26 protein-coding genes and 2 tRNA genes are annotated in these 25368 nt (G+C 57.7%); 10 read left to right on the top strand and 18 right to left on the bottom strand.

The genetic code is table 11. The features are described from left to right. Positions 1–29: 29 nt before the first annotated feature. Both ACN0TA_RS07305 and ACN0TA_RS07300 read right to left on the bottom strand, forming a co-directional pair. Positions 30–500: a DUF192 domain-containing protein gene (locus ACN0TA_RS07305; protein WP_417581286.1), complete on the bottom strand. Its 471-nt coding sequence runs from the start codon at positions 498–500 to the stop codon at positions 30–32. Between the two features lie 34 nt (positions 501–534). Next, complete coding sequence (locus ACN0TA_RS07300; protein WP_417581284.1) at positions 535–1161, bottom strand: cold-shock protein; 627 nt, start codon at positions 1159–1161, stop codon at positions 535–537. Between the two features lie 233 nt (positions 1162–1394). On the opposite strand from ACN0TA_RS07300, the gene ACN0TA_RS07295 reads away from it, so the two are divergent. From ACN0TA_RS07295 to ACN0TA_RS07265, 7 genes are all read left to right on the top strand, one after another. Further along, entirely contained in the window at positions 1395–1811 is a 417-nt protein-coding gene (locus ACN0TA_RS07295) for a VOC family protein (RefSeq protein ID WP_417581282.1), read from the top strand. 109 nt (positions 1812–1920) lie between these two features. Further along, positions 1921–2385, top strand: coding sequence for a YcbK family protein (locus ACN0TA_RS07290; protein WP_417581280.1), 465 nt, complete (start codon positions 1921–1923; stop codon positions 2383–2385). A 95-nt stretch (positions 2386–2480) separates the two neighbouring features. After that, positions 2481–2556, top strand: a tRNA-Glu gene (locus ACN0TA_RS07285). Positions 2557–2710: 154 nt separating this feature from the next. After that, positions 2711–2785: transfer RNA gene (locus ACN0TA_RS07280), tRNA-Glu, on the top strand. A gap of 144 nt (positions 2786–2929) precedes the next feature. After that, entirely contained in the window at positions 2930–3163 is a 234-nt protein-coding gene (locus tag ACN0TA_RS07275; RefSeq protein WP_417581278.1) for a hypothetical protein, read from the top strand. An 83-nt stretch (positions 3164–3246) separates the two neighbouring features. Then, entirely contained in the window at positions 3247–4638 is a 1392-nt protein-coding gene (locus tag ACN0TA_RS07270) for a dipeptidase (RefSeq protein ID WP_417581276.1), read from the top strand. 67 nt (positions 4639–4705) lie between these two features. After that, positions 4706–5458 carry an SDR family NAD(P)-dependent oxidoreductase gene (locus ACN0TA_RS07265; protein WP_417581274.1) on the top strand — a complete coding sequence of 251 codons (753 nt, stop codon included), beginning with the start codon at positions 4706–4708 and terminating at the stop codon, positions 5456–5458. Between the two features lie 33 nt (positions 5459–5491). Here the strand turns inward: ACN0TA_RS07265 and ACN0TA_RS07260 are convergent, their stop codons facing one another. The 6 genes from ACN0TA_RS07260 to recJ all read right to left on the bottom strand — a co-directional run bounded on the left by ACN0TA_RS07260 (position 5492) and on the right by recJ (position 12685). Continuing rightward, positions 5492–6442 (bottom strand): ABC transporter substrate-binding protein, encoded by a 951-nt coding sequence (locus ACN0TA_RS07260; protein ID WP_417581272.1) that lies wholly within the window; start codon positions 6440–6442, stop codon positions 5492–5494. A gap of 35 nt (positions 6443–6477) precedes the next feature. Further along, positions 6478–7326 carry an ABC transporter ATP-binding protein gene (locus ACN0TA_RS07255; RefSeq protein ID WP_417581270.1) on the bottom strand — a complete coding sequence of 283 codons (849 nt, stop codon included), beginning with the start codon at positions 7324–7326 and terminating at the stop codon, positions 6478–6480. 14 nt (positions 7327–7340) lie between these two features. Continuing rightward, positions 7341–8393, bottom strand: coding sequence for a FecCD family ABC transporter permease (locus tag ACN0TA_RS07250; protein ID WP_417581268.1), 1053 nt, complete (start codon positions 8391–8393; stop codon positions 7341–7343). Further along, a complete protein-coding gene (locus ACN0TA_RS07245) occupies positions 8390–9439 on the bottom strand; it encodes an iron chelate uptake ABC transporter family permease subunit (protein WP_417581266.1) in 1050 nt (349 codons plus the stop codon). Before ACN0TA_RS07245 ends, ACN0TA_RS07250 begins: the two co-directional genes overlap by 4 nt. Before the next feature lie 92 nt (positions 9440–9531). Next, positions 9532–10764: a class I SAM-dependent methyltransferase gene (locus tag ACN0TA_RS07240; RefSeq protein ID WP_417581264.1), complete on the bottom strand. Its 1233-nt coding sequence runs from the start codon at positions 10762–10764 to the stop codon at positions 9532–9534. 130 nt (positions 10765–10894) lie between these two features. Then, positions 10895–12685 carry a single-stranded-DNA-specific exonuclease RecJ gene (gene recJ, locus ACN0TA_RS07235; protein WP_417581262.1) on the bottom strand — a complete coding sequence of 597 codons (1791 nt, stop codon included), beginning with the start codon at positions 12683–12685 and terminating at the stop codon, positions 10895–10897. A gap of 179 nt (positions 12686–12864) precedes the next feature. Between recJ and ACN0TA_RS07230 the strand changes: the two genes are divergently transcribed. Then, positions 12865–13398: a hypothetical protein gene (locus ACN0TA_RS07230; RefSeq protein WP_417581260.1), complete on the top strand. Its 534-nt coding sequence runs from the start codon at positions 12865–12867 to the stop codon at positions 13396–13398. 137 nt (positions 13399–13535) lie between these two features. On the opposite strand, the gene glpX is transcribed toward ACN0TA_RS07230, so the two are convergent. The 4 genes from glpX to argC all read right to left on the bottom strand — a co-directional run bounded on the left by glpX (position 13536) and on the right by argC (position 18545). Beyond that, positions 13536–14507 (bottom strand): class II fructose-bisphosphatase, encoded by a 972-nt coding sequence (gene glpX, locus ACN0TA_RS07225; protein ID WP_417581258.1) that lies wholly within the window; start codon positions 14505–14507, stop codon positions 13536–13538. Between the two features lie 3 nt (positions 14508–14510). Further along, a complete protein-coding gene (locus ACN0TA_RS07220) occupies positions 14511–15824 on the bottom strand; it encodes a homoserine dehydrogenase (protein ID WP_417582088.1) in 1314 nt (437 codons plus the stop codon). A 278-nt stretch (positions 15825–16102) separates the two neighbouring features. Next, positions 16103–17317 carry an LL-diaminopimelate aminotransferase gene (locus ACN0TA_RS07215; protein ID WP_417581256.1) on the bottom strand — a complete coding sequence of 405 codons (1215 nt, stop codon included), beginning with the start codon at positions 17315–17317 and terminating at the stop codon, positions 16103–16105. Positions 17318–17492: 175 nt separating this feature from the next. Further along, on the bottom strand, positions 17493–18545 hold the full coding sequence (argC, locus tag ACN0TA_RS07210) for an N-acetyl-gamma-glutamyl-phosphate reductase (RefSeq protein ID WP_417581254.1): 1053 nt from the start codon (positions 18543–18545) through the stop codon (positions 17493–17495). A 129-nt stretch (positions 18546–18674) separates the two neighbouring features. Between argC and ACN0TA_RS07205 the strand changes: the two genes are divergently transcribed. Continuing rightward, positions 18675–19961: a glycosyltransferase gene (locus tag ACN0TA_RS07205; protein WP_417581252.1), complete on the top strand. Its 1287-nt coding sequence runs from the start codon at positions 18675–18677 to the stop codon at positions 19959–19961. A gap of 59 nt (positions 19962–20020) precedes the next feature. Here the strand turns inward: ACN0TA_RS07205 and ACN0TA_RS07200 are convergent, their stop codons facing one another. The 5 genes from ACN0TA_RS07200 to ACN0TA_RS07180 form a co-directional block, all read right to left on the bottom strand. After that, complete coding sequence (locus ACN0TA_RS07200; RefSeq protein WP_417581250.1) at positions 20021–20782, bottom strand: ABC transporter permease; 762 nt, start codon at positions 20780–20782, stop codon at positions 20021–20023. Beyond that, complete coding sequence (locus ACN0TA_RS07195; RefSeq protein ID WP_417581248.1) at positions 20779–21726, bottom strand: ABC transporter ATP-binding protein; 948 nt, start codon at positions 21724–21726, stop codon at positions 20779–20781. The genes ACN0TA_RS07200 and ACN0TA_RS07195 overlap by 4 nt, the downstream gene beginning before the upstream one ends. Positions 21727–21843: 117 nt before the next feature. Further along, positions 21844–22323 carry a 30S ribosomal protein S9 gene (rpsI, locus tag ACN0TA_RS07190; protein WP_417581246.1) on the bottom strand — a complete coding sequence of 160 codons (480 nt, stop codon included), beginning with the start codon at positions 22321–22323 and terminating at the stop codon, positions 21844–21846. Position 22324: 1 nt separating this feature from the next. After that, positions 22325–22789 carry a 50S ribosomal protein L13 gene (rplM, locus tag ACN0TA_RS07185; protein WP_417581244.1) on the bottom strand — a complete coding sequence of 155 codons (465 nt, stop codon included), beginning with the start codon at positions 22787–22789 and terminating at the stop codon, positions 22325–22327. 175 nt (positions 22790–22964) lie between these two features. Next, on the bottom strand, positions 22965–24122 hold the full coding sequence (locus tag ACN0TA_RS07180) for a COX15/CtaA family protein (protein WP_417581242.1): 1158 nt from the start codon (positions 24120–24122) through the stop codon (positions 22965–22967). Between ACN0TA_RS07180 and ACN0TA_RS07175 the strand changes: the two genes are divergently transcribed. Beyond that, the gene (locus ACN0TA_RS07175; protein WP_417581240.1) at positions 24121–24327 is read left to right on the top strand and encodes a DUF2842 domain-containing protein; all 207 of its coding nucleotides are present in this window, start codon (positions 24121–24123) and stop codon (positions 24325–24327) included. The genes ACN0TA_RS07180 and ACN0TA_RS07175 overlap by 2 nt on opposite strands. Before the next feature lie 29 nt (positions 24328–24356). On the opposite strand, the gene ACN0TA_RS07170 is transcribed toward ACN0TA_RS07175, so the two are convergent. After that, on the bottom strand, positions 24357–25328 hold the full coding sequence (locus ACN0TA_RS07170) for a polysaccharide deacetylase family protein (RefSeq protein WP_417581238.1): 972 nt from the start codon (positions 25326–25328) through the stop codon (positions 24357–24359). Positions 25329–25368: the final 40 nt, after the last annotated feature.

Genomic DNA, 25368 nt, shown 5'->3' with positions numbered 1-25368 from the left:
TTTGGTGCATCGACAAAAAGGCGGCGGAACTACTCCGCCGCTTTGACTTCAGCTTCTACTCGGGGGTGATCGAGTTGCGCGCCTGCTTGCAGCCCCAATTCAGCCGAGCGCCCCCCTGGGATTTCAAGCACGAAACGCACCGGCTCTCCTGATGGAATCGCCGTGGTATCCATCGGAACCGCGTTCTCATGGATTCTGACGATCTCGCCATCGGCCTTGATGAACAGCATATCGAGCGGAATCAAAGTGTTCTGCATCCAGAAACTGGTCGGGCGTTCTTCGAGAAAATCGAACAACATGCCGGCATCGGGAGCCAGCTCTTCGCGGAACATAAGGCCACGGGACGTTTCTTTCGGCGTATCGGCAATTTCGACTGAGAAGGTGAAACTGTCTTCGCCTGAATGGATGACCGCGACATCCTCGGCATCCTGAGCAACTGCCGGTGCAAGCGGGGCGAGCACAAGCAGCGCCGAGAGAATGAAATTTCGTGTAGCGCACATGCAAATCGATCCTGGCTGAAAGGGTTGCTTCGCCCTAGTGTGACGACGGGGCGTCACCCCAACCATCGGGGCGGATTTCGGCAACCATGAGGCCCTTGGGCCCATCACCATACCGGCACAGCACAAATTGCCCCGGACGCAGTTCAGTCATGCCGAACTGGCGCAGTGTTTCCATGTGAATAAATATATCCGGGTGCCCCTCGCCTGCAGACAAAAAGCCAAAACCACGGACACGGTTGAACCATTTCACTTCAAGCCGCTCTAGCTTGGACGTCGGTTCCACATGAACGTGTGTGCGCGCCGCAGGCATTTGTGCGGGATGGCGTGCAGTCGATTCGTCCATGGAGACAATTCTGAAGGCCTGAAGACCGCCAGGGCGATTGAGTGCCTCGACAACAATGCGCGCACCCTCATAGGCAGTCTGGAAGCCATCGCGGCGAAGGCACGTGACATGCAGCAGCACATCCGCGCCCCCAGTGTCGGGCACAATGAAGCCAAAGCCCTTGCCTGCGTCGAACCACTTGATTGTCCCGACGACTTCTATGACGTCGAAATCGGTGGCGGGATTCTGGAAATCCCTCTCGCCGTCTTCGCGGTGCGCATCATCCTGCCTCACCGTTCTGGACTCGGGTCCGGTGCCGGAAATGTCTTTCGCCCCCATGCTCAACGCCTTTTCCACACACGCGCCTGCAAACCGCAGGTACTCATAATACTGTGCGACACTCTGGCCGATTCAGAACCAAAAGTTAAGAACCATTCATAAATTTGTTGGCGACAGTTAACTCTATTGTCGTCGACGCCCTGTCTTGGCCATTGCCGCGCGCTTCTGCTAGCCTCAGCAGCGCCCCTGCTCCGATGGTAAGGGGCGCAACACCACCATGGCGGAGCCTTGCTTTGAAATATCTTCACACAATGGTGCGCGTAACCGACATCGAGAACAGCCTTCGTTTCTACTGCGAAGGCCTCGGTCTTGTGGAATCACACCGCATTGAAAACGAAAAAGGGCGATTCACGCTCGTTTTCCTCAACGCCCCCGGCGATGAGGGCGCGAAGGTCGAGTTGACCTACAATTGGGACCCCGAAGAGTATAGTGGCGGCCGCAATTTCGGACATTTGGCCTATAGGGTCGACGACATTTACGCGCTTTGCCAACATCTTCAGGACATGGGGTACACAATCCACCGTCCGCCACGCGACGGGCACATGGCCTTCGTCAAATCCCCCGACGGTATTTCCGTAGAATTGCTCCAGGAGGGCAATCTCGAAGCCAAGGAACCCTGGGCTTCCATGCAGAACACCGGAACGTGGTAAACGCATAACCAAAAATTAACCACGCTAATTGACCGGCGGTTAGGCAACCGCCGGTATTTTTGTGTCCGTGGCTTGGGAATCTTTTCACCCCGACACGGAAGTGGTTTTGATGCGTTTACTGTCCAGTCTGATCGTCATGGTGTTATTGCTCGGCGCCTGCGCTCCGATGGCCATGTTCGCCTCCGGTAGCGGAAGCGGCTACAATGGGTTGCGTTCTGACTGGGGCACTTATGTGTCGCACAGCAACGTCAACGCCTTCTGCCTGTCCCCCAAACTTCGCCTGCTGATTTGGGATATCGAGGGCCATTTCGGCAAGAAAGTCGTTATGAACTCGGGCTATCGCACGCCCTGGCATAACGCGTCGGTGGGTGGCGCCGAATCGTCGTTCCATACGAAATGCATGGCTGCCGATTTCTACATCCCCGGCGTCGCCAAGTCGCGACTCATAGCCTATGCCCGCAACAACGGGCTGGTCGGCGGCATGGGGTGCTACCCTGGTCGGAACTTTGTGCATGTTGATGTGCGCGACCGTCCGCGCGGCTATAGTGGCCCCGTAACATTCAGCGGCTGTTGAAATTGAAATAAAATCGAATTTGGGTATTGCGCAATCGCAAAGCCCCCCCTATACACCCGCTCACTGGCCGACGCGGTGATCCGCAGACGCCCGCCGCGCCCTTCGTCTAGCGGTCTAGGACGCCGCCCTTTCACGGCGGAAACACGGGTTCGAGTCCCGTAGGGCGCGCCATTTCTTCTTGCTTGAGGATTTGGCCGTTTCCCGTTGCATCATGCGATGCGCGCCACTATCTATAGTGGCAATTCACGGCCCGGAGCTTCCGCTGTTCCATCCATTGCGGTAACCGCTCCCAAACATATCTCGGCGCTTCCTAGAGGCGCTCTAGGCGCCCTTCGTCTAGCGGTCAGGACGCCGCCCTCTCACGGCGGTAACACGGGTTCGATTCCCGTAGGGCGCGCCAATCAACTCCCCACATATTTTTGCTTCATTCCCGGACCGTCTCCAGAGACATTTCCGGTCATCTATTTGCTGCTACGGGAATCAGCAAAGAAAACACCTTCGCTCTGCGGCGGGTGATAGAGTGCGTCTCAACCAGTGAGGCACCATGACCACGAATTTCCTGATCCAGTCATTCCAACAGCGCGGACGCAAGCTGGTGTCTGATCCCTTGCAGCGGGCCAAGACCGCCGAAAGTGCGATTGCGACGGCCGAGCGGATCGCGCCGACAAAGGCCGGCGTGGTTGCGTTCTCCCAAGAGGTCGACCTCGAAACCGACTGTTACGACGAGCCTCTTGTGCTTTTCAAAATCGGGACATTGCCCGCGGAACTCATGGACTGATCGCAGCCATTGAAATTTCTTTACTGGGTTTGCGCTGCTGATAAGGTCGGTGGACTTGCCAACCAATTACGGACCTCTCCGCAATGACTGACGCCAATGCTCCGCTCGATGCCGTGCTTTCCCATGTCGATGCCAATATCGATGCGAGTCTCGAGCGGTTGTTCACTCTTTTGCGGATTGCATCGATTTCGACCGACCCTGCCTATGGCGGCGAGTGCCTCAAAGCAGCAGAATGGCTGACCAACGAGCTCAACGGACTTGCCTTCGATTCGACTGTGCGTCCGACACCGGGGCACCCGATGGTTGTTGGCCATCAGCGCAGCAACCATGGGCCTAACGTCCTGTTTTACGGTCATTATGACGTTCAGCCTGTTGACCCGATCGAGCTTTGGACGAATGAGCCGTTTGAACCGACAATCGGCGACGAGAATGGCCGAAAAGTGATTCTGGCGCGCGGTGCATCGGATGACAAAGGTCAGCTGATGACGTTTGTGGAGGCCTGCAGGGCCTATAAAGCTGTGCGCGGCGCGCTGCCGGTCGGCGTCACAATACTGTTTGAAGGCGAAGAAGAATCCGGCTCACCTTCGCTGGACGCGTTTCTCAGGGAAAATGCCGAAGAGCTCAAAGCAGATATTGCCCTGGTTTGCGATACTGACATGTGGGACGAGCAGACCCCATCCATCATCACTATGCTGCGCGGGCTCATGGCCGACCAGATCGATATACAGGCCGCCGACCGCGATCTTCATTCGGGAATGTATGGCAACGCTGCGCGGAACCCCAACCAGGTTCTCGCCGAGATCATCGCCTCGTTGCGCAATCACGACGGCTCTGTGGCTGTTGAGGGATTTTATGACGATGTACCCGAACTTCCAGCGGACGTTGCCGAGCAGTGGGCGCGGCTACCGTTTGACGAGCAGGGCTATCTGAGCGCTGTCGGTCTCTCCGAGCCTGCGGGTGAGAAAAACCGTACGGTGCTTGAACAGATCACATCGCGACCGACGTGTGAGATCAACGGCATGTGGGGCGGCTATACCGGTGACGGGTTCAAGACTGTCATCCCGGCCAAGGCCTCGGCAAAAATCTCCTTCCGCCTCGTGGGCAATCAGGACCCGCACAAGATTCGCAAAGCGTTCCGCGCCCATGTGGAGGCGCGTGTTCCAAAAGATTGCACGGCGACATTCCACGAGCATGGCGCCAGCCCGGCCTCTGTCGTGCCCGCAGATGGCGCAATGCTGCAAAAGGCTCTGGGCGCATTGACCGAGGAGTGGGGCCGCGAGGCTGCGATTGCGGGGTCAGGCGGATCGATTCCCATCGTCGGTGACTTCAAGCGCAAGCTGGGTATGGATTCACTTCTGATCGGCTATGCCCAGACCGACGACCGCATCCATTCGCCGAACGAGAAATACAACCTTGAGAGCTATCACAAGGGAATTCGGTCATGGGTGCGCGTACTCGAGGCCCTGTCGAAATAATTACGGCAACCTGATCCGGCGCAAACCAATTTCGTATTGAGACGATATCGAAAGAAAGGTTTTGCGAATGGCGAAAGTGGCATGGGTGCTCGGCGGCGGTTCTGGAATCGGCGCCGAGACTGTAAAACAATTGTCCCAACGTGGCTGGACAGTTGCCATTTCCGGCCGACGCGAACAGCCTCTGAATGCGCTGTCTGCAAGTCATGGCGCTCGTCCCTACCCGCTCGACGTCACTGATTTCGCGGCGGTCAAGGCAACTGTGGCCCGCATCGCAGAGGACCTGGGCAAAATTGATCTCGTCGTTTTTTCAGTCGCTGCCTGGGAGGTTACGGAGCCGGGACGCTACGACTACGAAAGTTTTGCGAAAATCATAGACACCAACCTGCTCGGTGCGATGCGCGTCATCGACCCTGTCGTTGCCCAGATGCGCCGACAGGGTTTTGGCGAAATTGCACTTGTGGCGTCCGTGGCAGGCTACTTTGGATTGCCACGGTCGGCGGCCTATTCGTCGGGTAAGTCGGCCATGATTGCCCTGGCAGAGACGATGCGAACTGAACTGGCTGCTGACAACATAGCCGTGCGGCTGATCTGTCCGGGGTTCGTTAAGACCGACCTGACAGCGAAGAACGATTTTCCCATGCCGTTCCTGATGGAAGCCGAGGATGCTGGCAAGCGTATCGCCGACGGGTTGCTGAAATCTCGCAAGTTCGAGATCGCATTTCCGTTGCCCTTCGTCCTGATCCTGAAGACGATACGGCTATTGCCCTACCCTGTTTTCTTTGCCCTGATGTCGAAGTTGATCTCCGAACCTTCCAAATAACAAAGGGCGGCGTGATGGCTGCCCTCTCTAATTTCAATCGGTAACCACCTCCGCCGCATCGACAAGCGCCGTGAGCTTTTCAAGCTGTTCTGCGTAGGCGCTATAGGTCCGGATCCACCACGCCGGCCAATCGCCCACTTGCCCTGCTGCGATTGCTGGACTCAAATCGGCAAGCGGTTGCGCCTGAACCGCTTCGCGCGTTGCCGAACCAAACCGATCGTCGAGCAAGAGAACATCGGCGGGGTAAGCATCTGCATTCTCCCAACTCAGGATCCCCCAATATTCCCCTGCGGGCACCGCGGGTTCGATGACGTTCAGCCCCCAATTGGCAAAATCGTTGAGTTCTGCGGCACCGTCCGGCGTCGCGACATAGAGGCTTTCGGCATCGGCCCATGCCGCCATCACTTTCAAGCCCGGCTTTGAATCTGCGGCCGACGAGAAGGCCTCACGCGCCTGAAGAAAGGCCTCACGCTGCTGCTGGATCTGTGGCGCATCGATGTCAGCGCCAAGCGCCTGGGCGAGATCGGCATAGTCTTCGATGAGTCCAAGAATCGAATCCATTTGCGACACGCCAAGAATCGGCGCGATGCCACCAAACTGGCCATCCGGCGTCATTTCGTCGCCACCGCTATAGCCACCGGTGCGAGGCCAGTACTCTGTAACGATCAGGTCAGGCTCCAGAGCCAGCAGGCTCTCCGCCTGCAACTGATTATAGGCTGTGCGGATCACTTCAATTGTGGACAGGTCAAAATCTGCGTAGCTTTTGTCCGAGGTACTTTCATCTGTAAAAACGCCGACAGGCACGATCCCAAATTGCATCAATCCTGCCGCGGACGACGAAAATGCGACGATCCGTTCAGGCGGGCGTTCCAGGGTGATGGTATTGCCTGTACCGTCCGTATAGCTCCATTCCTGCGAAACCGCAGCCGAGGCGTTTGTCACCAGTAAGGCAGCCGTCATCAGGCCGAGTAGCTTCTTCTTCATCGAAACTTCCTTTGAATGTGATGAACGTCAGTCGGTTATGCTGGAACCGGGCTAACCTGCGCTTGGGGGATCGATCCGCGTGGAATGACCATCGGCGTCCTGGCCAGTGGATCTTCGATGATGATGCAAGGCAAACCGAAAACATGCTCTACGAGCTCGGCGGTGACAATCTCTTGAGGTGCGCCCTCCGCAACGATGTCCCCCTCGCGCATGGCGATGATGTGGGTCGCATAGCGGCACGCGTGATTAAGATCGTGCAAGACAGCAACGACTGTGTGCCCTTCCCGCTTGTTGAGCATGCTGAGAAGCTCCAGGAGCTCGATTTGGTGGGCAATATCGAGATAGGTTGTCGGCTCATCAAGCAGCAGCATAGGTGTCTGCTGGGCAAGCACCATGGCCACCCAAACGCGCTGGCGCTGACCACCCGAAAGCTCGTCGACGAGTCTGTGGGACAAAGGCGTGATCTTGGTCGCCTCCATGGCGTCCAGCACAGCAGCCTCATCGCCTTCAGACCATTGGCGGATAAACTTTTGATGGGGATAGCGGCCACGTGCCACGAGATCAGCAACAGTGATGCCTTCTGGAGCAATCGAGGTCTGCGGCAACAAACCCAGGCGACGCGCGACCTCTTTGGCAGGGTATTGTGAAATCGCCTTGCCATCGAGCATAACCTGCCCCTGGCTTGGCCGGATAAGGCGCGACAATGCCCTTAATAATGTTGATTTGCCGCAGGCATTGGCACCGACAATCACCGTAAAACCATTGTCGGGAATTTTGACCGAAAGCTCATGCGAGATTATCCGATCGTCATAACCGATCGTCGCCCTTTCTGCCGATAGGCTTGCGGTTGACGCGATCGCGGTCGGAGCGAAATGCTCGTTCATGCTCAATCTCCCGGTCATTGGCGCCTGGCCTCCCGCATTAGCAGCCACACAAAATACAGCCCACCTACAGAAACTGTGACTACGCCCACGGGCAGTTGGGTCGGTGCAAAGGCCCGTTGCGCCAGAAAGTCGGCGAGAGTGAGCAGCAGAGCGCCCATTGCAGCCGAAGGTAGCAGCGCCACGCCTGCCGCTCGGGTCACCCTGCGTGCGATTTGCGGCGCAGCCAGTGCCACGAATGCGATGGGACCGGCGACGGCGGTTGACGTTGCGGTCAGCGCGACACCGAGCACCAACAGCGCGACGCGCACCGGTTCGGCACGGATGCCGAGCGCGCGGGCGGTATCATCACCCATCTCGAGTTGCTTCATCGGTCGCGCCAGCAGGACTACAAGCGGCATGAGCACGCCCAGTACGACGAGCGTAGGCCAGAATTGATCCAGGCCAAGGCCATTAAGCGAGCCTGCGCCCCACACCGCGGCCGCCATCGCCACTTCGAGCTTGGCGCGCAGCATAAGCCAGGTGTTCAGCGACGAGAGCATGGCGCTCATGCCGATGCCGACGATGATGAGCCGGAACCCCTGCACTCCGCGACGCCAGGCAAGCGCATAGACAGCAAGCGCGGTAAGGACACCGCCAAGCAAAGCACCGCCAGCAACCTGATAGTAGTTGCCCGAAAAGGCGATTATGGCGATCAGCGCGCCTGTATAAGCTCCCGAGTTGAACCCGATCACGTCCGGACTACCCAGGGGATTGCGTGTCAGAGACTGGAAAACAGCGCCACTCATGCCAAGGGCAGCGCCCAGAATGACAGCCAGCAGCGCGCGAGGCAGGCGCCATTCCACAACAACCATGTGGGTGCGTCCATCGGCTTGCCCGCTAAGAGCTGCAAGAACATCGGGCAGCGCAACCGGGTATTCGCCGCTGGCCAACGCCATCAGCGTCACAACAGTAGCGATGGCCAGCAGGATCCCCACCAATGCCATGACACGCAAGTCCAAGAGCATCGTTACCTTGCCGCCAAACACGCGGAGGATCCTGATGGGGCGACCGAAATCTATTGCGCTCATAGCCCACTCACCTTGCGACGGCGCGCCAGCAGGATCAGTACGGGGGCACCAAGGAAAGCGGTGACGATGGCAACCTGGATTTCGCCCGGTCGCATGACGATCCGACCGATGATATCGGAAACCAGAAGAAGCACAGGGGCGAGCACCAGTGTATAGGCCATGATCCAGCGCTGATCCGGCCCAACGATCCACCGGGCAACATGGGGTACCATCAACCCGACGAACCCAATGGGTCCGGCCGCGGCAGTGGCGCCACCGGCGAGCAGTGTCACAGCAATAACGACGATTGTGCGAACCCGCGTGATATTGGCACCGAGTGATTTTGCAAGGTCGTCGCCAAGTGCGACCGCATTGAGCGGACGTGCAACGATGGCGGCCAGCACAAGGCCGAAAACGATAAACGGCGCTATCGTTGTCACCGTCTCATAGGTGCCGCCACTCAGGGCACCTGCGCTCCAGAACCGCATGCGGTCAAATGCTGTCGGGTTGAGCAGTGTAAGCGCCGTCGACACCCCGCCCAGGATCGCACCGATGGCGACACCGGCCAAAGTGAGCGTCACAGGCGTCGCGCCATTTCGGCCGGACGAGCCGACGACATAGACCATGACCGTCGTGACAATAGCGCCCAAGAAGGCAAACCAGATGTAAGATTGCAACGAAGTCATGCCCAGATAGCCCACGGCGATCAGCACGAAGAAGCTCGCGCCGGCATTGACGCCCAGAATGCCCGGATCGGCCAATGGGTTACGCGTCAGCGCCTGGATTAAGGCGCCGGACATCCCCAGCGCCATTCCAATGAGCAGCCCCAACACGGTACGGGGAACGCGCAGGCTCTGGACGATAGCGTGGTCGTTTGAGTCATCGTAAGCGAAAAGCGCGTCGAGCACTGTTGGCAGGGCGATATCGCGCGCACCGATTGCGATGCTGGCAAGCACAGCTAACACCAACACCGCCAGGCATATGAGCAGACCCGCCAAGCGCCGTGCATTGCTTGCGGCAACGCCGGGCCGACGGGTGGCTTGAGCTTGTTCGGCAATAGCAGTCACGGCGCCAATCGCTCCGGCGATAGTCAGCGGGATCGGGCCTAGCTATATTTTATGATTATCGCAGTCAAGTTATTTGCATAACCGAACAGGCGCTATTGCGGGCGCCTGTACTGATAGATGCCGACATCGATGGTGCCTTCGGTAAATCCGGCTTCGCAATAGGCTAAATAATAGAGCCATTTGCGCTTAAATGCCTCGTCATAGCCGAGTTTGGCGATCGTGTCCCAGCGCTCAATGAACCGCTTGCTCCAGATGCGGAGCGTTCGCGCATAATCGAGACGAAAACAATCAGTCGCTTCTAGTACCAGCCCCACTTTGGCGGCTGCGTCTTTCATCACGCTCTTTGTCAGCAGCATACCACCGGGGAAGATATAACGCTGGATGAAGTCGGGCGCCGATTTATAGGCGTCGAAATCGCGCTCCGTAATGGTGATGGCCTGGATGGCCGCAGTACCGCCGGGCTTTAGCCTGTCATGGACCATTTTGAAATAGTCCGGCCAGTGCTCTTCACCCACGGCTTCGATCATTTCAATCGACGCTACGTGATCGAACGAGCCTTTGGTGTCGCGATAATCCTCGAATACCAATTCCCCGAATTCGGAGAGGTTTAGCCGCGCGAGTCGCTCGATACCGTATCTAAGCTGCTCTTTCGACAGGGTGATACCGCGTAGATGCGCGCCTGCCCGCGCAGCCGTTTCGGCAAAACCGCCCCATCCACACCCGACTTCAAGGATGTGGTGACCCGGCTGAATTCCCGCCATTACCATGATACGCTGGTATTTTGCGCGCTGGGCCTCTTCGAGCGAAATGTCCTGACCGGCAAAATAGGCCGAAGAATAGGTCATCGATGGGTCGAGCCACTCGGCGTAAAAATCGTTCCCCAGATCGTAATGCTCGGCAATGTTCTTCTGGCTGCCTTCACGGGTGTTTGGCCGGGACATGTGATAGGCCAGATCTTGCGCGGCCCGACGGAAAATGCCCGGATTTGCCTTGTCGAAGATGTCCTGGTTCTGGAGAAAGAACCGGAACAGGGCTGTCAGGTCCACAATTTCGATGTCGCCGCTGATATAGGCTTCCGCAAAACCCAAAGTGCCACGCCGCATCGCCGCTTTGAGGACATTGAAATTGTTGAGTTTCAGATAGGCATGCTCACCAGTCGACGCATCGCCCAATGTCCGCGCGCGGCCACTGGGAAAGGTCACTGTGATGGCGCCCTTGTGCGGGATTCCCATCAGAGCGGCACCGGCCTTTTCAAGCAGGAATGACTTTAATCGCGTTCCCCATCCGGGCTGGATTTGCTCTCGATCGAAAGTTGCTTGACTCATTATTGACCCTCATCCCCGCCTGGCTGGACATTCGAAACTGCTGTTACAGATACGATACGAATGTGAGCCGGTTTCAGATTGCTGCCTTAAAACATGATCTTAACGGCCAGAACCGGCGATGCAAGAGCGGTTAGCCAGGCAGTGCGGCATCGATAATCCGCAACTGTACGGTCTCGCGCCCCTGCCAGTGATCAAGGTTTAGTGTGCCGGCAACGTGGATACGCTGCCCATCCTTGGCTTTGAGCAAGGCATCGCCCAGAGGCGTCCCGGCGGCGAGGAAAGCAATCGCCTTGAGGTTTGCGCCATCGCCCGAGCTGACTGTACAGCGCACATGGCCTCCTGCGCCCACGATATCGGCAAACCGGATCTGGTGGGACGGCAATGCGAAAATCGGCGTCGGATTGCCCGACCCGAACGGCCCTGCCCGCTCGATCTGATGGATAAAGTCTGGGTTGGCGCCCCGTGCCGTCAACGCGGCATCGATCTTTAGTCCATCTTCGGCGCGGGCAGCCTGGACTTCGTTAGTCAGGGTGTCGTTGAGATATTGGCGGAACGGGCCGAGTTGGCCGGGCGCAATGGTCACCCCAGCTGCCATGGCATGCCCGCCCCCCTTGGTGATGATGCCGCCGCGTACGGCGTCGACAACTGCCGCACCGAGGTCGACCCGGGGAATGGACCGGCCCGAACCCGTGCCCCCGCCATCCGGGCCGAGCGCAATTGCAAAAGCTGGCCGCCCGAAACGTTCTTTGAGACGCGCTGCGACGAGCCCCACAATACCCTGATGCCAGTCCGATGAGCCGGTCACCAAAACAGAAGGTCCGGGACCTTCCCCAATCTCCATTTCCGCTGTGGCCATGGCCTGTTCGACGGCTGCCACTTCGATGCGCTGGCGCTCGGCGTTGAGTTCGTCAAGGCGTTGCGCAATGGTCAACGCTTCGTATTCATCGTCTGTCGCCAAGAGCCGTGCGCCAAGGCCGGCATCACCTATCCTTCCACCGGCATTGATGCGCGGGCCAAGCAGAAACCCCAGATGATAGGCGTTGGCTGGACCGGAGACGCGCGCCGCAATGGCGAGGCTGGCGAGGCCCACATTCTTGCCCGCACGCATGACGTCCAGGCCACGCAGCACGAATGCTCGGTTCAACCCTTTGAGCGGAACGACATCGCAGATCGTGGCCAGCGCCACGAGATCGAGCCATTCCATGAGGTTTGGAAGCCCGGCCCGGCCCTTTTCACGCAAGATTCGGTTGGTCGCGACCATGACCATGAAAGCGACACCCGTAGCGCACAGATAGCCGAGCCCCGATATATCATCGCGTCGGTTGGGATTGACCAACGCATCAGCGTCCGGGAGCGTATCGGGGGCCAGGTGGTGATCGATCACCAAAACATCAGCACCAAGGGATTTCGCGTGAGCGATGGGGCCATGACTGGCGGTGCCGCAATCGAGGGTAACGATCAAAGAAACGCCCTGCTCGACAAGGCTTTCCATTGCGGCGTTGTTGGGACCGTAGCCTTCAAAAATTCTGTCAGGAATGTGAGTGGGCGGATTCAAGCCGAAATGGCGAAGATAGCGAACCATGAGCGCTACGGCACTGGCACCATCAACATCATAATCGCCGAACAGTCCGATGGAGGTGTTGTTGGATATCGCATCGGCCAGCCGCACCGCCAAATCGTCCATGCCCGCAAGAGTCGAAGGGTCGGGCATCAGGTCGCGCAGTGTTGGGGCTATGAAGGTCTGGGCGTCTTCTACAGCAACGCCGCGAGCGGCGACGATCCGGGCGAGAATTTCGGGCAGGTCCGTCTGCTGGGCGATAGCGCCAGCCATACGGTTTGCAGCAAAGTCCAGCCGGTCGATCCAGCGTCTACCGCCGACCGATCTTTCAACGTTGAGAAAGGCTTGGGGCTCTGGCTTCATGGACTATCCATAGACGCTGACGGAGGCAACTCGATAGCCCGAAACCAGAATTTTTGCACTAAATTCCCCCATATCGACCTTGCGGCCAGCGACCGAGGGAACATCCGCCGCCTTATTGCCGTTTTTCTCCCAGACGGGTTGAAAATTGTTTGACCCATGAATTCTCGAGGGAATTGCCAATGAACGCCAAACTCGTATTGCCATTTGCATTGATTTCCGCCTTGACGCTTGCGGCTTGTGAAAACCGCACCGAAGCGCCCGAGGCCCCCAACCCCGATGCTGGAAACCCGGAATCAATGGCGGAGACTGTCGAAGAGACAGATGCGCCAGACGTGAATATTTCGACCGAGGACATGCAGCAGCGTCGCGAGGAAATCGAGCAAGATGCGCAGCAAACATTCGACTCGATCATGGAAGACACTCAGGTGGCCGGCGACAATCTGGTGCAGATGGGCGATGACGCCATGAGTGCACTGAGCGATCAGATGACTTCGGCGTCCGACGCCATCGCTGTTCAGATCGATGGGCTCGTCGCAAATGCCGCTGAGGTGCGGGACGAAAACATGGACGACGAGCAAAAACTCGAGATCGTAACCAATGTCCGCAACGCTGCCGAAGAGGCTGCCCGCGCGCTGGGACAGACCCCGCAAGAGGTCATAACTGCCGGCGACACTGCTGAACAGCGCACGCGAGAGGTGCTGGGTCTGGAGTGATCCAGATTTCCGTGATCATCGCGTAACACCAACTACTTACAGGCCAACCCATCATCGGTTTGCTGGAAATGATTTGGGCCACGACGCACTGAGTTTGCGGCGTGGCCCAAAGTTTTTCGCTAATTTGTAAAATGACCTTATGCGGCGCGCCCGTGCTCGGCAGTTATCCAGCGAATTGTGTGCGACCACGAGCGCATTACGACGCTGGAGGTGACCAGCTTGCGCGGGAGCAGTTTGACGCCACGCAAAAGGCTGCCGTCGGTCACGCCGGTTGCGGCAAACAGCACATCACCCTTTGCCATATCCAGGGCTGAAAATTTGGCCGAAGCATCCGTATGTCCCATTTCGCGTGCTTGGGCGCGCTTGTCCGCCGTGTCGAGGATCAGGCGCCCCTGCATCTGTCCGCCCATGCACCTCATCGCGGCTGCGGCCAAGACGCCTTCTTGCGCACCTCCTGAGCCCAGATAGATGTCGATGCCGGTATCGTCGCTGTTTGCTGCATGTATGACGGCGGCGATATCGCCGTCGGGAAGTAATTTGACTGCAACACCGAGGTCACGGAGTTCAGCGATCAATGGCGCATGGCGCGGGCGATCGAGGACGCAGGTAACGATGTCGGTCACCGCCACGCCCTTGGCTTCCGCCAATGCAGAGACATTGTTTGTGGCCGAATTGTCGAGATCAACAATGCCTTCGGGATAACCCGGCCCTATTGCGATCTTTTCCATATAGGCATCGGGTACCCGCAAGAGCGCGCCGCGCTCGGCAAACGCCATTACCGAGAGCGAGTCGGCGAGATTTTTTGCACAACCGGTCACGCCCTCAAGAGGGTCGACAGCCACTTCAATTTCCGGTCCACGGCCTGTTCCGACAGATTCCTCGAAACCGAGCAAGGGCACGTTCCTGCCTTCGCCTATGACAATTGTGCCCGAGATGTCGATATTGTTGAGGGCCTGATGCATGGCCTCAACCGCCGCCTGATCGGCGCGCATTTCGTCACCCCGCCCACGCCAGCCGGCGGCTGCAATTGCAGCGCGCTCGGTGATGCGGGCGATCTCAAGCGTGAGATTGCCGTCGACCTTGGCTTGGACGGGCTCGGACTTGGCCACTGCTCAGAACTCCTCGATGCGGATCAATTGCGGCTGTCCCACGATAAACCCATCCTTGGCAATCCGCTCAAGCGCTTCGCGCACTGCGCTTTCGATAGTTTCGTGGGTGATCAGCACAACCGTACGCGAGGTTTCCTCCTCAACGCCGGGTTCGCTGACCCGCAGATCGGGGCGCTGAATGACGCTTTCGAGCGAGATGTTGCCTTCCCCCATGCGCGTGGCAATGGCAGCAAGCGCACCGGGAACATCCCTTGCATTGAGCCTTATATAATAACCGCCTTCATGAATGCGCATCGGTGCACGTTCACAATTCTTGAGTTCCGAACTGGGCACGCCTAACGGCGGAACCTGCGTTCCCCGCGCAATATCGAGAATGTCGGATAGCACCGAAGCCGCCGTTGCCTCGCCACCAGCGCCAGGGCCGGCAAGCAGCAATTCCTGCACGTGATTGGTCTCCAATGCCACGGCATTGAGAACGCCATCGACTCCGGCAATCGCGCTTGATTTTCTAACAAGTGTCGGATGCACGCGCTGCTCGATCCCATTTTCAACCTGGCGGGCCATGCCCAACAGCTTGATCTTGTAGCCCAGATCTGCAGCCACTTTTATGTCAGCCTGCGTTATCCGCGTGATGCCTTCGACAAAGACCTGATCGGCCGAAATCTTGGTTTCAAAGCAGAGGCTCGCCAATATGGCCAGCTTGTGAGCGGTATCGAATCCTTCAACGTCGAATGTGGGGTCTGCTTCAGCATAGCCAAGCGCCTGTGCATCCTTTAGGCACTCGTCAAAACCGATGCCCTCATTACCCATGCGCGTCAGGATGTAATTGCATGTCCCGTTCATGATGCCATAGACGCGGGTAATTGCAGCTGAACCCAGCCCCTCACGAAGCGTCTTGATGACCGGGATACCGCCCGCAACTGCTGCCTCAAAGCCAAGCTGGGCATGGGCGGCTTCTGCGGCGGTGGCCAGCGCAACGCCATGACGCGCCAGCAACGCCTTATTGGCCGTAACGACCGGACAGCCATTTTCGAGTGCCGCAGTGACAGAAGCCAATGCCGGGCCGTCCTCTCCGCCGATCAACTCTACGTAAAGGTCGATTTCGCCAGATCTTGCGAGCGCAACGGGATCGTCGAACCATTTGAACGGAGAAATATCGACGCCACGATCACGCGAGCGCGACCGTGCCGAAACTGCCGACACCACGAGCCGACGGCCCAATTTACGGGCAATGGCATCGCCATCATCAATGAGAATACGAATGAGGGCGGCGCCCACAGTACCCAAGCCAGCGACACCTACCCGCAACGGGCGCATTTCCTCGCCCTCACCGGTTGCATAGACCTGCATAGCCCGCGCGATGCGCTGGCGGGTCTCGCTGCGCGGCTCGCGGCCTTCGCGCAGATCGAAAACGAAGAGTGGGTCTCCGGCAATCTCGCGTCCGAAACGGGTGGGCGTCCAGCCGCGCTCGGAAATAAAGGACTCTACTGTTGCCTTGAAACTATCGATATCACTCATGGTCGCACGCTATGTTTTTAATGCGCGCGACCATGAATAGGAATTTACCTACGCGTCAACCCTTGTGACGGGCAATATCAGGATTTGGCCAAGGGAACGACGTTTCCGTTGCTGGCCAGCCCACCCAGAAACTTCTTGATTGCGCGCGCTGCCTGGCGAATACGCTGCTCATTTTCCACAAAAGCCAAGCGCACATACTGGTCGCCATATTCGCCGAAACCAACCCCTGGCGCGACGGCCACACCAGTCTCCCGGATCAAAAGCTTGGCGAACTCAAGGCTACCAAGGTCCGCGAACTGGTCGGGGATGGGCGCCCAAGCAAACATTGTTGCTGCAGGCGTGGGAATATGCCAACCGGCTCGCCCGAAACTCTCCACCATCACGTCGCGCCGATGTCTGTAGATATTGCGCACTTCCTCTATGCATGAATCATCACCGTTCAGCGCCGATGCGGCAGCAACCTGAATTGGGGTGAACGCACCGTAATCGAGGTAGGACTTCACCCGAGCGAGGGCTGCAATGAGCCGTTCGTTGCCTACGGCAAATCCCATGCGCCAACCGGGCATCGAAAACGTCTTGGACATAGAGGTGAACTCGACAGTCACATCCATCGCGCCCGGCACTTCAAGAACCGAGTGAGGCGGTTCTTCTTCAAAATATATCTCTGAATACGCCAGATCGGAGAGGATAAATATCTCGTTCTTGCGGCAGTAATCCACGACTTCCTTATAGAAATCGAACGACGCGACGTAGGCGGTCGGGTTGGCCGGGTAATTGAGAATCAGAGCGATCGGCTTGGGAATGGAATGGCGAACTGCCCTGTCGAGCGAGCGCATGAAATCTTCGTTGGGGTCGGCAGGCATCGAGCGCACGACGCCGCCTGACATGATGAACCCGAAAGAATGGATGGGATAGGTCGGGTTGGGAACCAAAACGACATCGCCCGGCGCAGTGATCGCCTGGGCCATATTGGCAAAGCCTTCCTTGGATCCCAGTGTCGCAACGACCTGGGTATTAGGATCGAGTTTCACGCCGAACCTGCGACCATAATAGGAAGCCTGGGCCTTGCGGAGCCCTGGAATACCGCGTGATGTCGAATAGCGGTGCGTACGCGGGTCCTTGACCGTTTCCTTGAGCTTTTCAACAATGTGAGTCGGGGTCGGCAAATCGGGATTTCCCATACCCAGATCGATAATATCGACGCCTTCGGCGCGCGCCTTGGCCTTGATCGGGTTGATATGCTCGAACACATAAGGTGGCAGGCGGCGGATGCGATGGAATTCTTCGCTCATTTTGTCCTCGATGGGATCGTGTTCGATCCCGTTGTGACCCGATGCTGCGGCGCGAATTGGACGCGCGGCACGCAAGGGTGATTATCTGGCTATCATGGTGTTCAAAGTATGAACGGGCGTCCGCCTGGCAACAAAAGACCGGCCCGCGCCGTGGTATTTACCGGCCCTGTCACTCTTATGGAAAGAGCGGCAGAGCCTCGATAGCGGTCGCCTCGGGATAACCGAAAGCCACGTTGAAGTTCTGGATCGCCTGCCCGGCGCTCCCTTTCACCAGATTATCAATCGCGGCGATAACGATGACCCGACCGGGGATGCGATCGTCGAAGACGTTGATGACGCAATAGTTCGAGCCGCGCACATGTCCAGTCGAGGGAATTACACCCTTTTCCGCTATCCGAATGAACGGCTCACCGGCATAGGCATCACTTAGAGTCTTGCGGACTTCGTCGGCGTTTTTTGCGCCGTCGAGCCTGACATGGGCCGTAATCAGCTCGCCCCGGCTCATAGGAATGAGGTGCGGGGTAAAATTGACAGCAACCTTCTTGCCAGCGGCCAGCCCGATTTCCTGCTCAATTTCGGGGGCGTGACGATGCACACCGACACCATAGGGGGTCAGGCTTTCGCCCGCCTCGGCCATCAGCGTATTCTGCTTGGGCGCCCTGCCCGCGCCGGTAACGCCGGACTTGGCATCGATAATCATATCGTCGGTGGAAATTGCACCCGACGTCACCAGAGGCAGCAAAGCGAGCAGCGTTGCCGTTGGATAGCACCCGGGGCACGCAACAATCGAGGCACCACGAATTGCGTCGCGGTTGTGCTCGGTCAGTCCGTAAGCGGCCATTTTCTGAAGTTCAGGCGCGACATGATCCGCACCATAGACCGGGCCGTAGTCATCGGCATTGCGGAAGCGAAAATCGGCTCCCATATCAATGACACGCACTGAAGCGTTCTTCTGGGCGATTTCGGCCACCAGCTTCTGGCTGTTTCCGTGCGGCAGTCCACAGAAGACCACATCGATGTCGGAGAAATCCACGTCTTCATTGGAAACCAGATCGGGAAGATCCGCGACGGCGAGATGCGGAAACACAGACGCCATGGGCTTGCCAGCATGGGTGTTGGCGGTCAGGGCCACAAATTTGAGACCCGGATGGCGCACACCGAGTCGCAAAAGATCAGCCCCGGTGTATCCGGAAGCACCAAGAAGTGCTGCTGTCTTAGGCGACTCCATCTGACTTGCCCTCGTTGTCCGATTATGTAAATGAAACACGCGAGGGGTCGTCATAATGCTCTGTAACGACAATGTAAATGACCCACGCGCCATTGGCGCACCCGCCGCGGCTGGGGTATCGAGGTGAAGATGACAAAGCGCATTGCGATGGCCACACTGGGCACGCAAGGTGACGTTCAGCCTTATGTCGCACTGGCTCGTGCCATGATCGCGCAAGGCTATTCAGTCGTCATCGGCACGACCGATGATTTCGAATCAATGGTCACAGGCTATGGCATCGAATTCTGGAGCCTCGGCCCGTCGATGCAGGAATTCGTCAAGCAGAGCCAGTTCGAGCGGGCGATGAACCAGAATCTTCTGGTCAATGCGCCTGCCCTGCTCCGTCAGGGCCAGAAGATCGTGGATCGGGCGGCACGCGCCGCCTGGGACATGGCCCAAGGCGCCGACTGCATCATGCTCAACATGAATACGAGCTTTTCCATCGATATTGCCGAAGCGCTCGATATCCCCGCCATCGTCGCGGCGTTGCAGCCGCTCAATTCAACCAGCGAATTCCCGCTTTGCATCTATTACGGTCCGACGTTCGGGAAGACGATCAACCGCCTGACCTATTCGACGATGACCGTGCAGCAGATCTATTACAATCTGCCGCGCAACAAGTTGCGCCGCGAATTGATGGGGCTTGGACCGCGCAAGAACGGCGGTTTCTTTAAAGACACCGACGGTACCCCGCTTTGGACGTTGAATGCTTATTCGGAAATCCTGTCGCCGCGCCCGCGCGATTGGCCGAAGACTTCAATCGTCACCGGGTACTGGATGCTGCCGGACAATTCGGATTGGCAGCCATCCGATGAGTTCAAAACGTTTATCGAGAACGGTCCACCACCGATCTATGTGGGCTTTGGTTCGATGCCGTTCGGTGCCGACCGCAACACCGATATCCTGCGCGGCGCCCTTAAGCATTGGAATGGTCGGGTCGTCGTGGGTCGCGGTTGGGGCGGCATCAAGCCCGACGACCTCGCAAGCGACCAAGTCTATGTCATAGACCGGGCGCCGCATGACCAATTATTCAAATATGTGAAAGCCGTTGTCCATCACGGCGGTGCAGGCACAACGGCCTCAGGACTGCATTTGGGCAAGCCCACCTTCATCGTGCCACAGATGGTCGATCAGCCCTATTGGGGCGGCCGGGTACATGAACTGGGATGCGGCCCCAAGCCGGTGCGCCGCCGCAAACTGACTGCAGAGGCTTTGGCCGATGCCCTGAGCCAGCTCGATTCAAACCCGGGTTTCGCGCGCAATGCGGAAAAGCTCGGCGAACAATTGCGGGCCGAGAATGGCACAGGCAAAGCGATCAAGGTCATTGAACGCGTAATGAGCAATTATCAGCCACGCAGCGCCCGAAAACTCGCGTAGAAAAACGGCGGGGCGCTCGATAAGAGCGGCCCCGCCAGCGTTCTATTTGCTATCGATAGTCAGGCGCGGAGCTTATATCCGGTCTTGAATATCCATGTGATGATGCCAAGCGCGACGGCCATGAAGGCCAGCGTCATGCCAAGGCTGATCCCGACATCGACGTCGGCCACCCCGTAAAAGCTCCAGCGGAACCCACTGACCAGATAAACAACTGGGTTGAGCAGTGCGATATTCTGCCATGTCTCTGGCAGCATGGTGATCGAATAGAACGTGCCTCCCAGGAAGGCCAACGGCGTCACGATCAGCAACGGAATGAGCTGAAGCTTTTCAAATCCGTCGGCCCAAATGCCGATGATGAAGCCAACCAGCGAGAAGGTCACCGCTGTAAGCACCATGAAGGCGACCATCCAGATCGGATGCTGGATTTGAAGGTCAACAAAGAAGCTGGCCGTCAGAAGGATGATCAGAGCCAGGATCACCGATTTGGTCGCAGCAGCCCCCACAAAGGCGATCACGGTTTCCACGTGGGAAATCGGGGCCGTGAGGATTTCATACACAGTACCGGCGAATTTGGGGAAGTAGATGCCAAACGAGGCGTTGGATAGCGATTGCTGGAGCAGCGACAGCATTATCAGCCCCGGCACGATGAACGCTGCGTAGCTGACGCCCTCAACCGACTCGATGCGCGAGCCGATGGCAGCGCCGAACACCACGAAATACAGGGAGGTCGAAACGACCGGGGAAATTATCGACTGGGTGACTGTGCGCCACCACCGTGCCATTTCAAACGTATAGATGGCCTTGATCGCGTAATAGTTCATGTCCGGTCCCTCAAAAGGCCAATGAAGATTTCCTCGAGCGAAGACTGGTGGGTCGAGAGGTCCTTGATCCGAATGCCCTCGGCGTTGAGAGCGCCGATCAACGTGGCGATGCCTGTGCGGTCGGACTGGCTGTCATAGCTGTAACGCAGCTCTTCGCCATCTTCGGACAATTGGAGTCCGAGATCTGTTAGCGACTGCGGTAGGGCGTTGATTGGTTCCTGGAGCTGAACCGCAAGGTCCTTCTTGCCCAGTTTGCGCATCAGTTCGGTCTTTTCCTCGACCAGAATAATCTCACCGTTCGATATCACCCCGATCCGGTCGGCCATCTCTTCGGCTTCTTCGATATAGTGGGTGGTTAGAATGATGGTGACGCCATTCCCGCGCAATTCCCGCACGACGTTCCACATATCACGCCGTAACTCGACATCGACACCGGCGGTCGGCTCGTCGAGAAACAGGATTTTCGGCTCATGGCTCAACGCCTTGGCGATAAGCACGCGGCGCTTCATGCCGCCCGAAAGCGTGATGAGCTTGTCGTTGCGCTTGTCCCATAGCGAGAGGTCGCGCAAGATCTTTTCGATGACCTCGTCGTTGCGCGGTTTGCCAAAAAGGCCACGCGTGAACGACACAGTCGCCCAGACAGTTTCAAACCGGTCCGAACTCAGCTCTTGGGGAACCAACCCGATCATGGCGCGCGTTTTGCGGAACTCGGTCACGACGTCATGCCCGCCGACGAGGATTTTTCCGTCAGTGGGACGGACCAGTCCGCAAATCGTACCGATCAGCGTGGTTTTGCCGGCGCCATTTGGCCCGAGCAGCGCAAAAATTTCGCCCGAACGGATTTCGAGATTGATATTTTTCAGTGCTGAAAAGCCCGTATCATAAGTCTTGTTCAGCCCCAGAACCGCTACAGCGGGTTCTGCAGTCTTAATTTGCATATTCATGGAAATTGCCCTCCGGCCAGAGGTGCCTATATAGGGTTCATTCGGTCGATGACCACCCCTCGCTCAAACAAAAAAGGCCCGCCAGAAGCGGGCCTTTCGAAATCTTGGAGCAGTAGCTTAGCGCTTGGAGAACTGGAACGAACGACGGGCCTTGGCCTTGCCGTACTTCTTACGTTCAACAACACGGCTATCGCGGGTCAGGAAGCCACCCTTCTTGAGGACCGGGCGAAGCTCGGGCTCGTAGTGGGTCAGCGCCTGTGACAGGCCGTGACGGATAGCACCGGCCTGACCGGACAAACCGCCGCCAGCGACAGTTGCGATCACGTCGTACTGGTCGACGCGCTCGGTTGTCACTATCGGCTGCTGCAGGATCATCTGCAGAACCGGACGGGCGAAGTAAGCAGCAAATTCCTTGCCGTTGACAGTGATCTTGCCCGAACCAGGCTTGATCCACACGCGGGCAACAGCGTCTTTACGCTTGCCAGTGGCATAGGCGCGACCGTAGCTGTCGAGCTTCTGGGTATAAACCGGCGCGTCATTGGCCACTGTATCGGTGGCTGTGCCGAGGTCTTCGAGGGAGTTGATGGTCTCGGACATATTACTTCACCCTCACATTCTTGGTGTTGAGCGCGGCAACATCGAGTGTTTCGGGCTGCTGGGCTTCATGGGGATGCTCGCCACCGGCATATACGCGCAGGTTCTTGAGCTGAGCACGGGTCAGCGGACCGCCCGGCATCATACGACGCACTGCATTTTCAACGACACGCTCAGGGAAGCGTCCCTCGAGCAGTTCGCGCATGGTGCGGTCCTTGATGCCACCGGGGTAGCCGGTGTGCCAATAGAAGCGCTTGTCATCAAGCTTTTTGCCAGAGAACTTCACCTTATCGGCATTGATGACAATAACATTGTCGCCCATGTCCTGATTGGGGGTGAAGGTCGGCAGGTGCTTGCCGCGCAGTCGGGTGGCGATGACCGCAGCGAGACGGCCCACGACCAGGCCCTCTGCGTCGATCAAAACCCACTTCTTGTCGATCTCGCCAGCCTTGGCCGAGTAGGTTTTCATTGTTCTTGATCCTTTTGGATATCTCTTGCGAGACAAGGACGCCAAATCCGGCGACCCATCCCCGGCCATCCTTGCGAACAGCCATTTCGAGGCGGGTGATACAGGCGTCGCGCAACGCCGTCAAGCGCAAAGTATTTTCTGCTTAAAAACAACGACTTAAGAGCGCGGTATAATTTTACCGCTCAGAAAGTCTATACATATCAGATAGATAAGCGACTGCCATTGAGATCAACGTGAACGCTAGTCCCTGATGAACCAGCGCAACGGGAATATTGACTACCGACAATAAAGTAGCGATCCCCACACCAACCTGAAGCACAACCAATAGCGCGATACGCGGCATCCACGCATGTACCCCGGAAGTTCCTGAGTTTTTGCGACCGCGCCACCACAAGATCAAAGCGTAGATGGTAATGAGATAGGCAAGGTTGCGATGGTTGAACTGCACGGCGAGAATATTCTCGAATGCATTCTTCCAGGCAGGGTCGATTGCAAACAAGCCGTCGGGAATGATGGCCCCATCGATCAGCGGCCAGGTGTTATAGATGAAGCCCGCATCGAGACCGGCCACAAGCGCCCCTGCCCCGATCTGAAGGAACAGCAGGCCGACAAGCGCCCAAACGGCGACCAGCCAGCCGCGCGATGGCGAAGTTCCGACTGCTGGCGGCTCGAGTGTTCTGGCAACCCAGACCAGTGCCATCATCAAGACGCTGGCGGCACTCAGATGCGCTGCGAGCCGATATTGAGACACAGAAGTCAACTCTGAAAGTCCTGATGACACCATCCACCAGCCCAGAAAGCCCTGGAAAGCGCCCGCGACAAACAGACCCGCCATTGGCCAGACGAGACTTTTGGGAATACGGCGCTGCAACAGGAAAATGACGAAGGGGATTGCGAAGGCAAACCCGAGCATACGGGCCAGAAAACGGTGCCCCCATTCCCACCAGAAAATTGTCTTGAACTCTTCCACACCCATCCAGCTTGCAACAAGCGCGAACTGCGGAATCTGTTGGTACGCCTCGAACTCCACCTGCCAATCGGCAGCGGAGAGAGGTGGGATGATGCCAGAAATCGGACGCCAATTGGTGATCGACAGTCCGGACTCGGTCAGCCGCGTCCCCCCACCCACGATCACGATCAGCAAGACAAACGCGGCAAGGCAATAGAGCCAGATGCGGACGGGCTTGATGCGATCATAATCGAGCGATGCGGGCGTAGAGGTAGCTATGGCAGACACAGTGAACGTACCGGAGTTGTCAATCTTGACCGAAGTGCTAATGGGGTGCCCGGCAAATGGCAATGATAACAAACGCCGCAGCATGGAGACGGACATGACCCAGCGCCAGCGCAAGGCTATCGGTATCGTATTGACACTTCTGGTGCTCGTTCTGTGGGCAGCGCTGGGAATGTGGATCTACGAGTTATGGCTGGTAGGCGCTCACAATCTTGTTTTGCTCGCGTTCTTCGTTCTTTTCGGTCTTGCATGGGTGTTTCCCGCCATGGTGGTCATCCGCTGGATGCAGCGCCCAGACAGCTGAACCCATTTGGTAATCGCAGCGTACGGCACTTATTCCAGATCGAGCCTTCGCCCACGACGCATGAGCGTAAACACTTCCGCCGTCAGAAATACGTCTATGAAGCGCTTTTCCTGAAACCGCCCATTGAGCGAGACGCGCGGCAGCGCCTTGAGATGACTGGCATGCTCTGCGTAAAGGCCACCGGGCCGGGTTGTTACTGCTGTCGAAAAACCGAGATCGGACGCAGCCGCAAACTCGCGCGGGCCAGCGGCGGCTACCCCGCCGATTGGGTAAGAGAGATGTTTCGGTCGACGCCCAAACTGAGCCTCGAGCACATTGGCTGACTGCTCGATCTCCGCACGCATTTCGTGGTCGGGCAGTTTCGACAACTCATAATGATAAACTGTGTGCGCCCCGATCGTGCACAGCGGATCCTCGGCAAATTCCTTAAGCTCGGACCAGTCCATTATAAGGTCACGGCAGTGCCCGCCCAAGTCAAAGCCATAGCGGGTGGCCAATGCTCGGATCGATGCTTCGCGATCGGGCTCGGGCATCTTGCGATAGCACTCATAAACACGGGCGAACGTCGCATTCTTTTGCTCGAGCGTTCCAGCATCGCCGTAGTGCGGCCCCTTGGGCATTTCGAAAACCACGACATCATTTGCCGCTATGATATCTTCGAGCGCCTGCCACCAGACCAGACCAACACCGTCGATGAGCCCGGTCGGAACGTATAGCGTAAAAGGTGCGGCATGCTTGCGCAGGATGGGCAGCGCGTGGACAAGATTATCGCGATAGCCGTCATCGAACGTCAGCACGATGAACGGCGCCGTCTCGTCTGCCGCAATTCGTCGCGCGGCCTCATCGAGATCAACAATATCAAAACCGGCCCTGCGGGCGCGCACGATCACGGCTTCGAGGAAATCAGGGCGCACCTGAAGGATGGAATTGGGAGAAAATGCTGCCGGGGGCTTGGGCACGACCCTATGGAGCGTGAAGATTACCCCGCGCGCAGACGACATGCGGCGCAGCCCTGCTGACACACCAGGCAAAGCCAGCGCC

Source organism: Pelagibacterium sp. (assembly GCF_048264985.1).
GTDB lineage: Bacteria > Pseudomonadota > Alphaproteobacteria > Rhizobiales > Devosiaceae > Pelagibacterium.
The sequence above is the reverse complement of the archived record's forward strand: the minus strand, read 5'-3'. Positions and strand labels throughout refer to the sequence as shown.

What these genes read in the sequence shown, in the direction of transcription:
- ACN0TA_RS07305 (WP_417581286.1), bottom strand. Translation starts at nt 500, where the DNA reads ATGTGCGCTACACGAAATTTCATTCTCTCGGCGCTGCTTGTGCTCGCC.
- ACN0TA_RS07300 (WP_417581284.1), bottom strand. Translation starts at nt 1,161, where the DNA reads ATGGGGGCGAAAGACATTTCCGGCACCGGACCCGAGTCCAGAACGGTG.
- ACN0TA_RS07290 (WP_417581280.1), top strand. Translation starts at nt 1,921, where the DNA reads ATGCGTTTACTGTCCAGTCTGATCGTCATGGTGTTATTGCTCGGCGCC.
- ACN0TA_RS07275 (WP_417581278.1), top strand. Translation starts at nt 2,930, where the DNA reads ATGACCACGAATTTCCTGATCCAGTCATTCCAACAGCGCGGACGCAAG.
- ACN0TA_RS07270 (WP_417581276.1), top strand. Translation starts at nt 3,247, where the DNA reads ATGACTGACGCCAATGCTCCGCTCGATGCCGTGCTTTCCCATGTCGAT.
- ACN0TA_RS07265 (WP_417581274.1), top strand. Translation starts at nt 4,706, where the DNA reads ATGGCGAAAGTGGCATGGGTGCTCGGCGGCGGTTCTGGAATCGGCGCC.
- ACN0TA_RS07260 (WP_417581272.1), bottom strand. Translation starts at nt 6,442, where the DNA reads ATGAAGAAGAAGCTACTCGGCCTGATGACGGCTGCCTTACTGGTGACA.
- ACN0TA_RS07255 (WP_417581270.1), bottom strand. Translation starts at nt 7,326, where the DNA reads ATGAACGAGCATTTCGCTCCGACCGCGATCGCGTCAACCGCAAGCCTA.
- ACN0TA_RS07250 (WP_417581268.1), bottom strand. Translation starts at nt 8,393, where the DNA reads ATGAGCGCAATAGATTTCGGTCGCCCCATCAGGATCCTCCGCGTGTTT.
- ACN0TA_RS07240 (WP_417581264.1), bottom strand. Translation starts at nt 10,764, where the DNA reads ATGAGTCAAGCAACTTTCGATCGAGAGCAAATCCAGCCCGGATGGGGA.
- recJ (WP_417581262.1), bottom strand. Translation starts at nt 12,685, where the DNA reads ATGAAGCCAGAGCCCCAAGCCTTTCTCAACGTTGAAAGATCGGTCGGC.
- ACN0TA_RS07230 (WP_417581260.1), top strand. Translation starts at nt 12,865, where the DNA reads ATGAACGCCAAACTCGTATTGCCATTTGCATTGATTTCCGCCTTGACG.
- ACN0TA_RS07220 (WP_417582088.1), bottom strand. Translation starts at nt 15,824, where the DNA reads ATGCGCCCGTTGCGGGTAGGTGTCGCTGGCTTGGGTACTGTGGGCGCC.
- ACN0TA_RS07215 (WP_417581256.1), bottom strand. Translation starts at nt 17,317, where the DNA reads ATGAGCGAAGAATTCCATCGCATCCGCCGCCTGCCACCTTATGTGTTC.
- argC (WP_417581254.1), bottom strand. Translation starts at nt 18,545, where the DNA reads ATGGAGTCGCCTAAGACAGCAGCACTTCTTGGTGCTTCCGGATACACC.
- ACN0TA_RS07205 (WP_417581252.1), top strand. Translation starts at nt 18,675, where the DNA reads ATGACAAAGCGCATTGCGATGGCCACACTGGGCACGCAAGGTGACGTT.
- ACN0TA_RS07200 (WP_417581250.1), bottom strand. Translation starts at nt 20,782, where the DNA reads ATGAACTATTACGCGATCAAGGCCATCTATACGTTTGAAATGGCACGG.
- ACN0TA_RS07195 (WP_417581248.1), bottom strand. Translation starts at nt 21,726, where the DNA reads ATGAATATGCAAATTAAGACTGCAGAACCCGCTGTAGCGGTTCTGGGG.
- rpsI (WP_417581246.1), bottom strand. Translation starts at nt 22,323, where the DNA reads ATGTCCGAGACCATCAACTCCCTCGAAGACCTCGGCACAGCCACCGAT.
- rplM (WP_417581244.1), bottom strand. Translation starts at nt 22,789, where the DNA reads ATGAAAACCTACTCGGCCAAGGCTGGCGAGATCGACAAGAAGTGGGTT.
- ACN0TA_RS07175 (WP_417581240.1), top strand. Translation starts at nt 24,121, where the DNA reads ATGACCCAGCGCCAGCGCAAGGCTATCGGTATCGTATTGACACTTCTG.
- ACN0TA_RS07180 (WP_417581242.1), bottom strand. Translation starts at nt 24,122, where the DNA reads ATGTCCGTCTCCATGCTGCGGCGTTTGTTATCATTGCCATTTGCCGGG.
- ACN0TA_RS07170 (WP_417581238.1), bottom strand. Translation starts at nt 25,328, where the DNA reads ATGTCGTCTGCGCGCGGGGTAATCTTCACGCTCCATAGGGTCGTGCCC.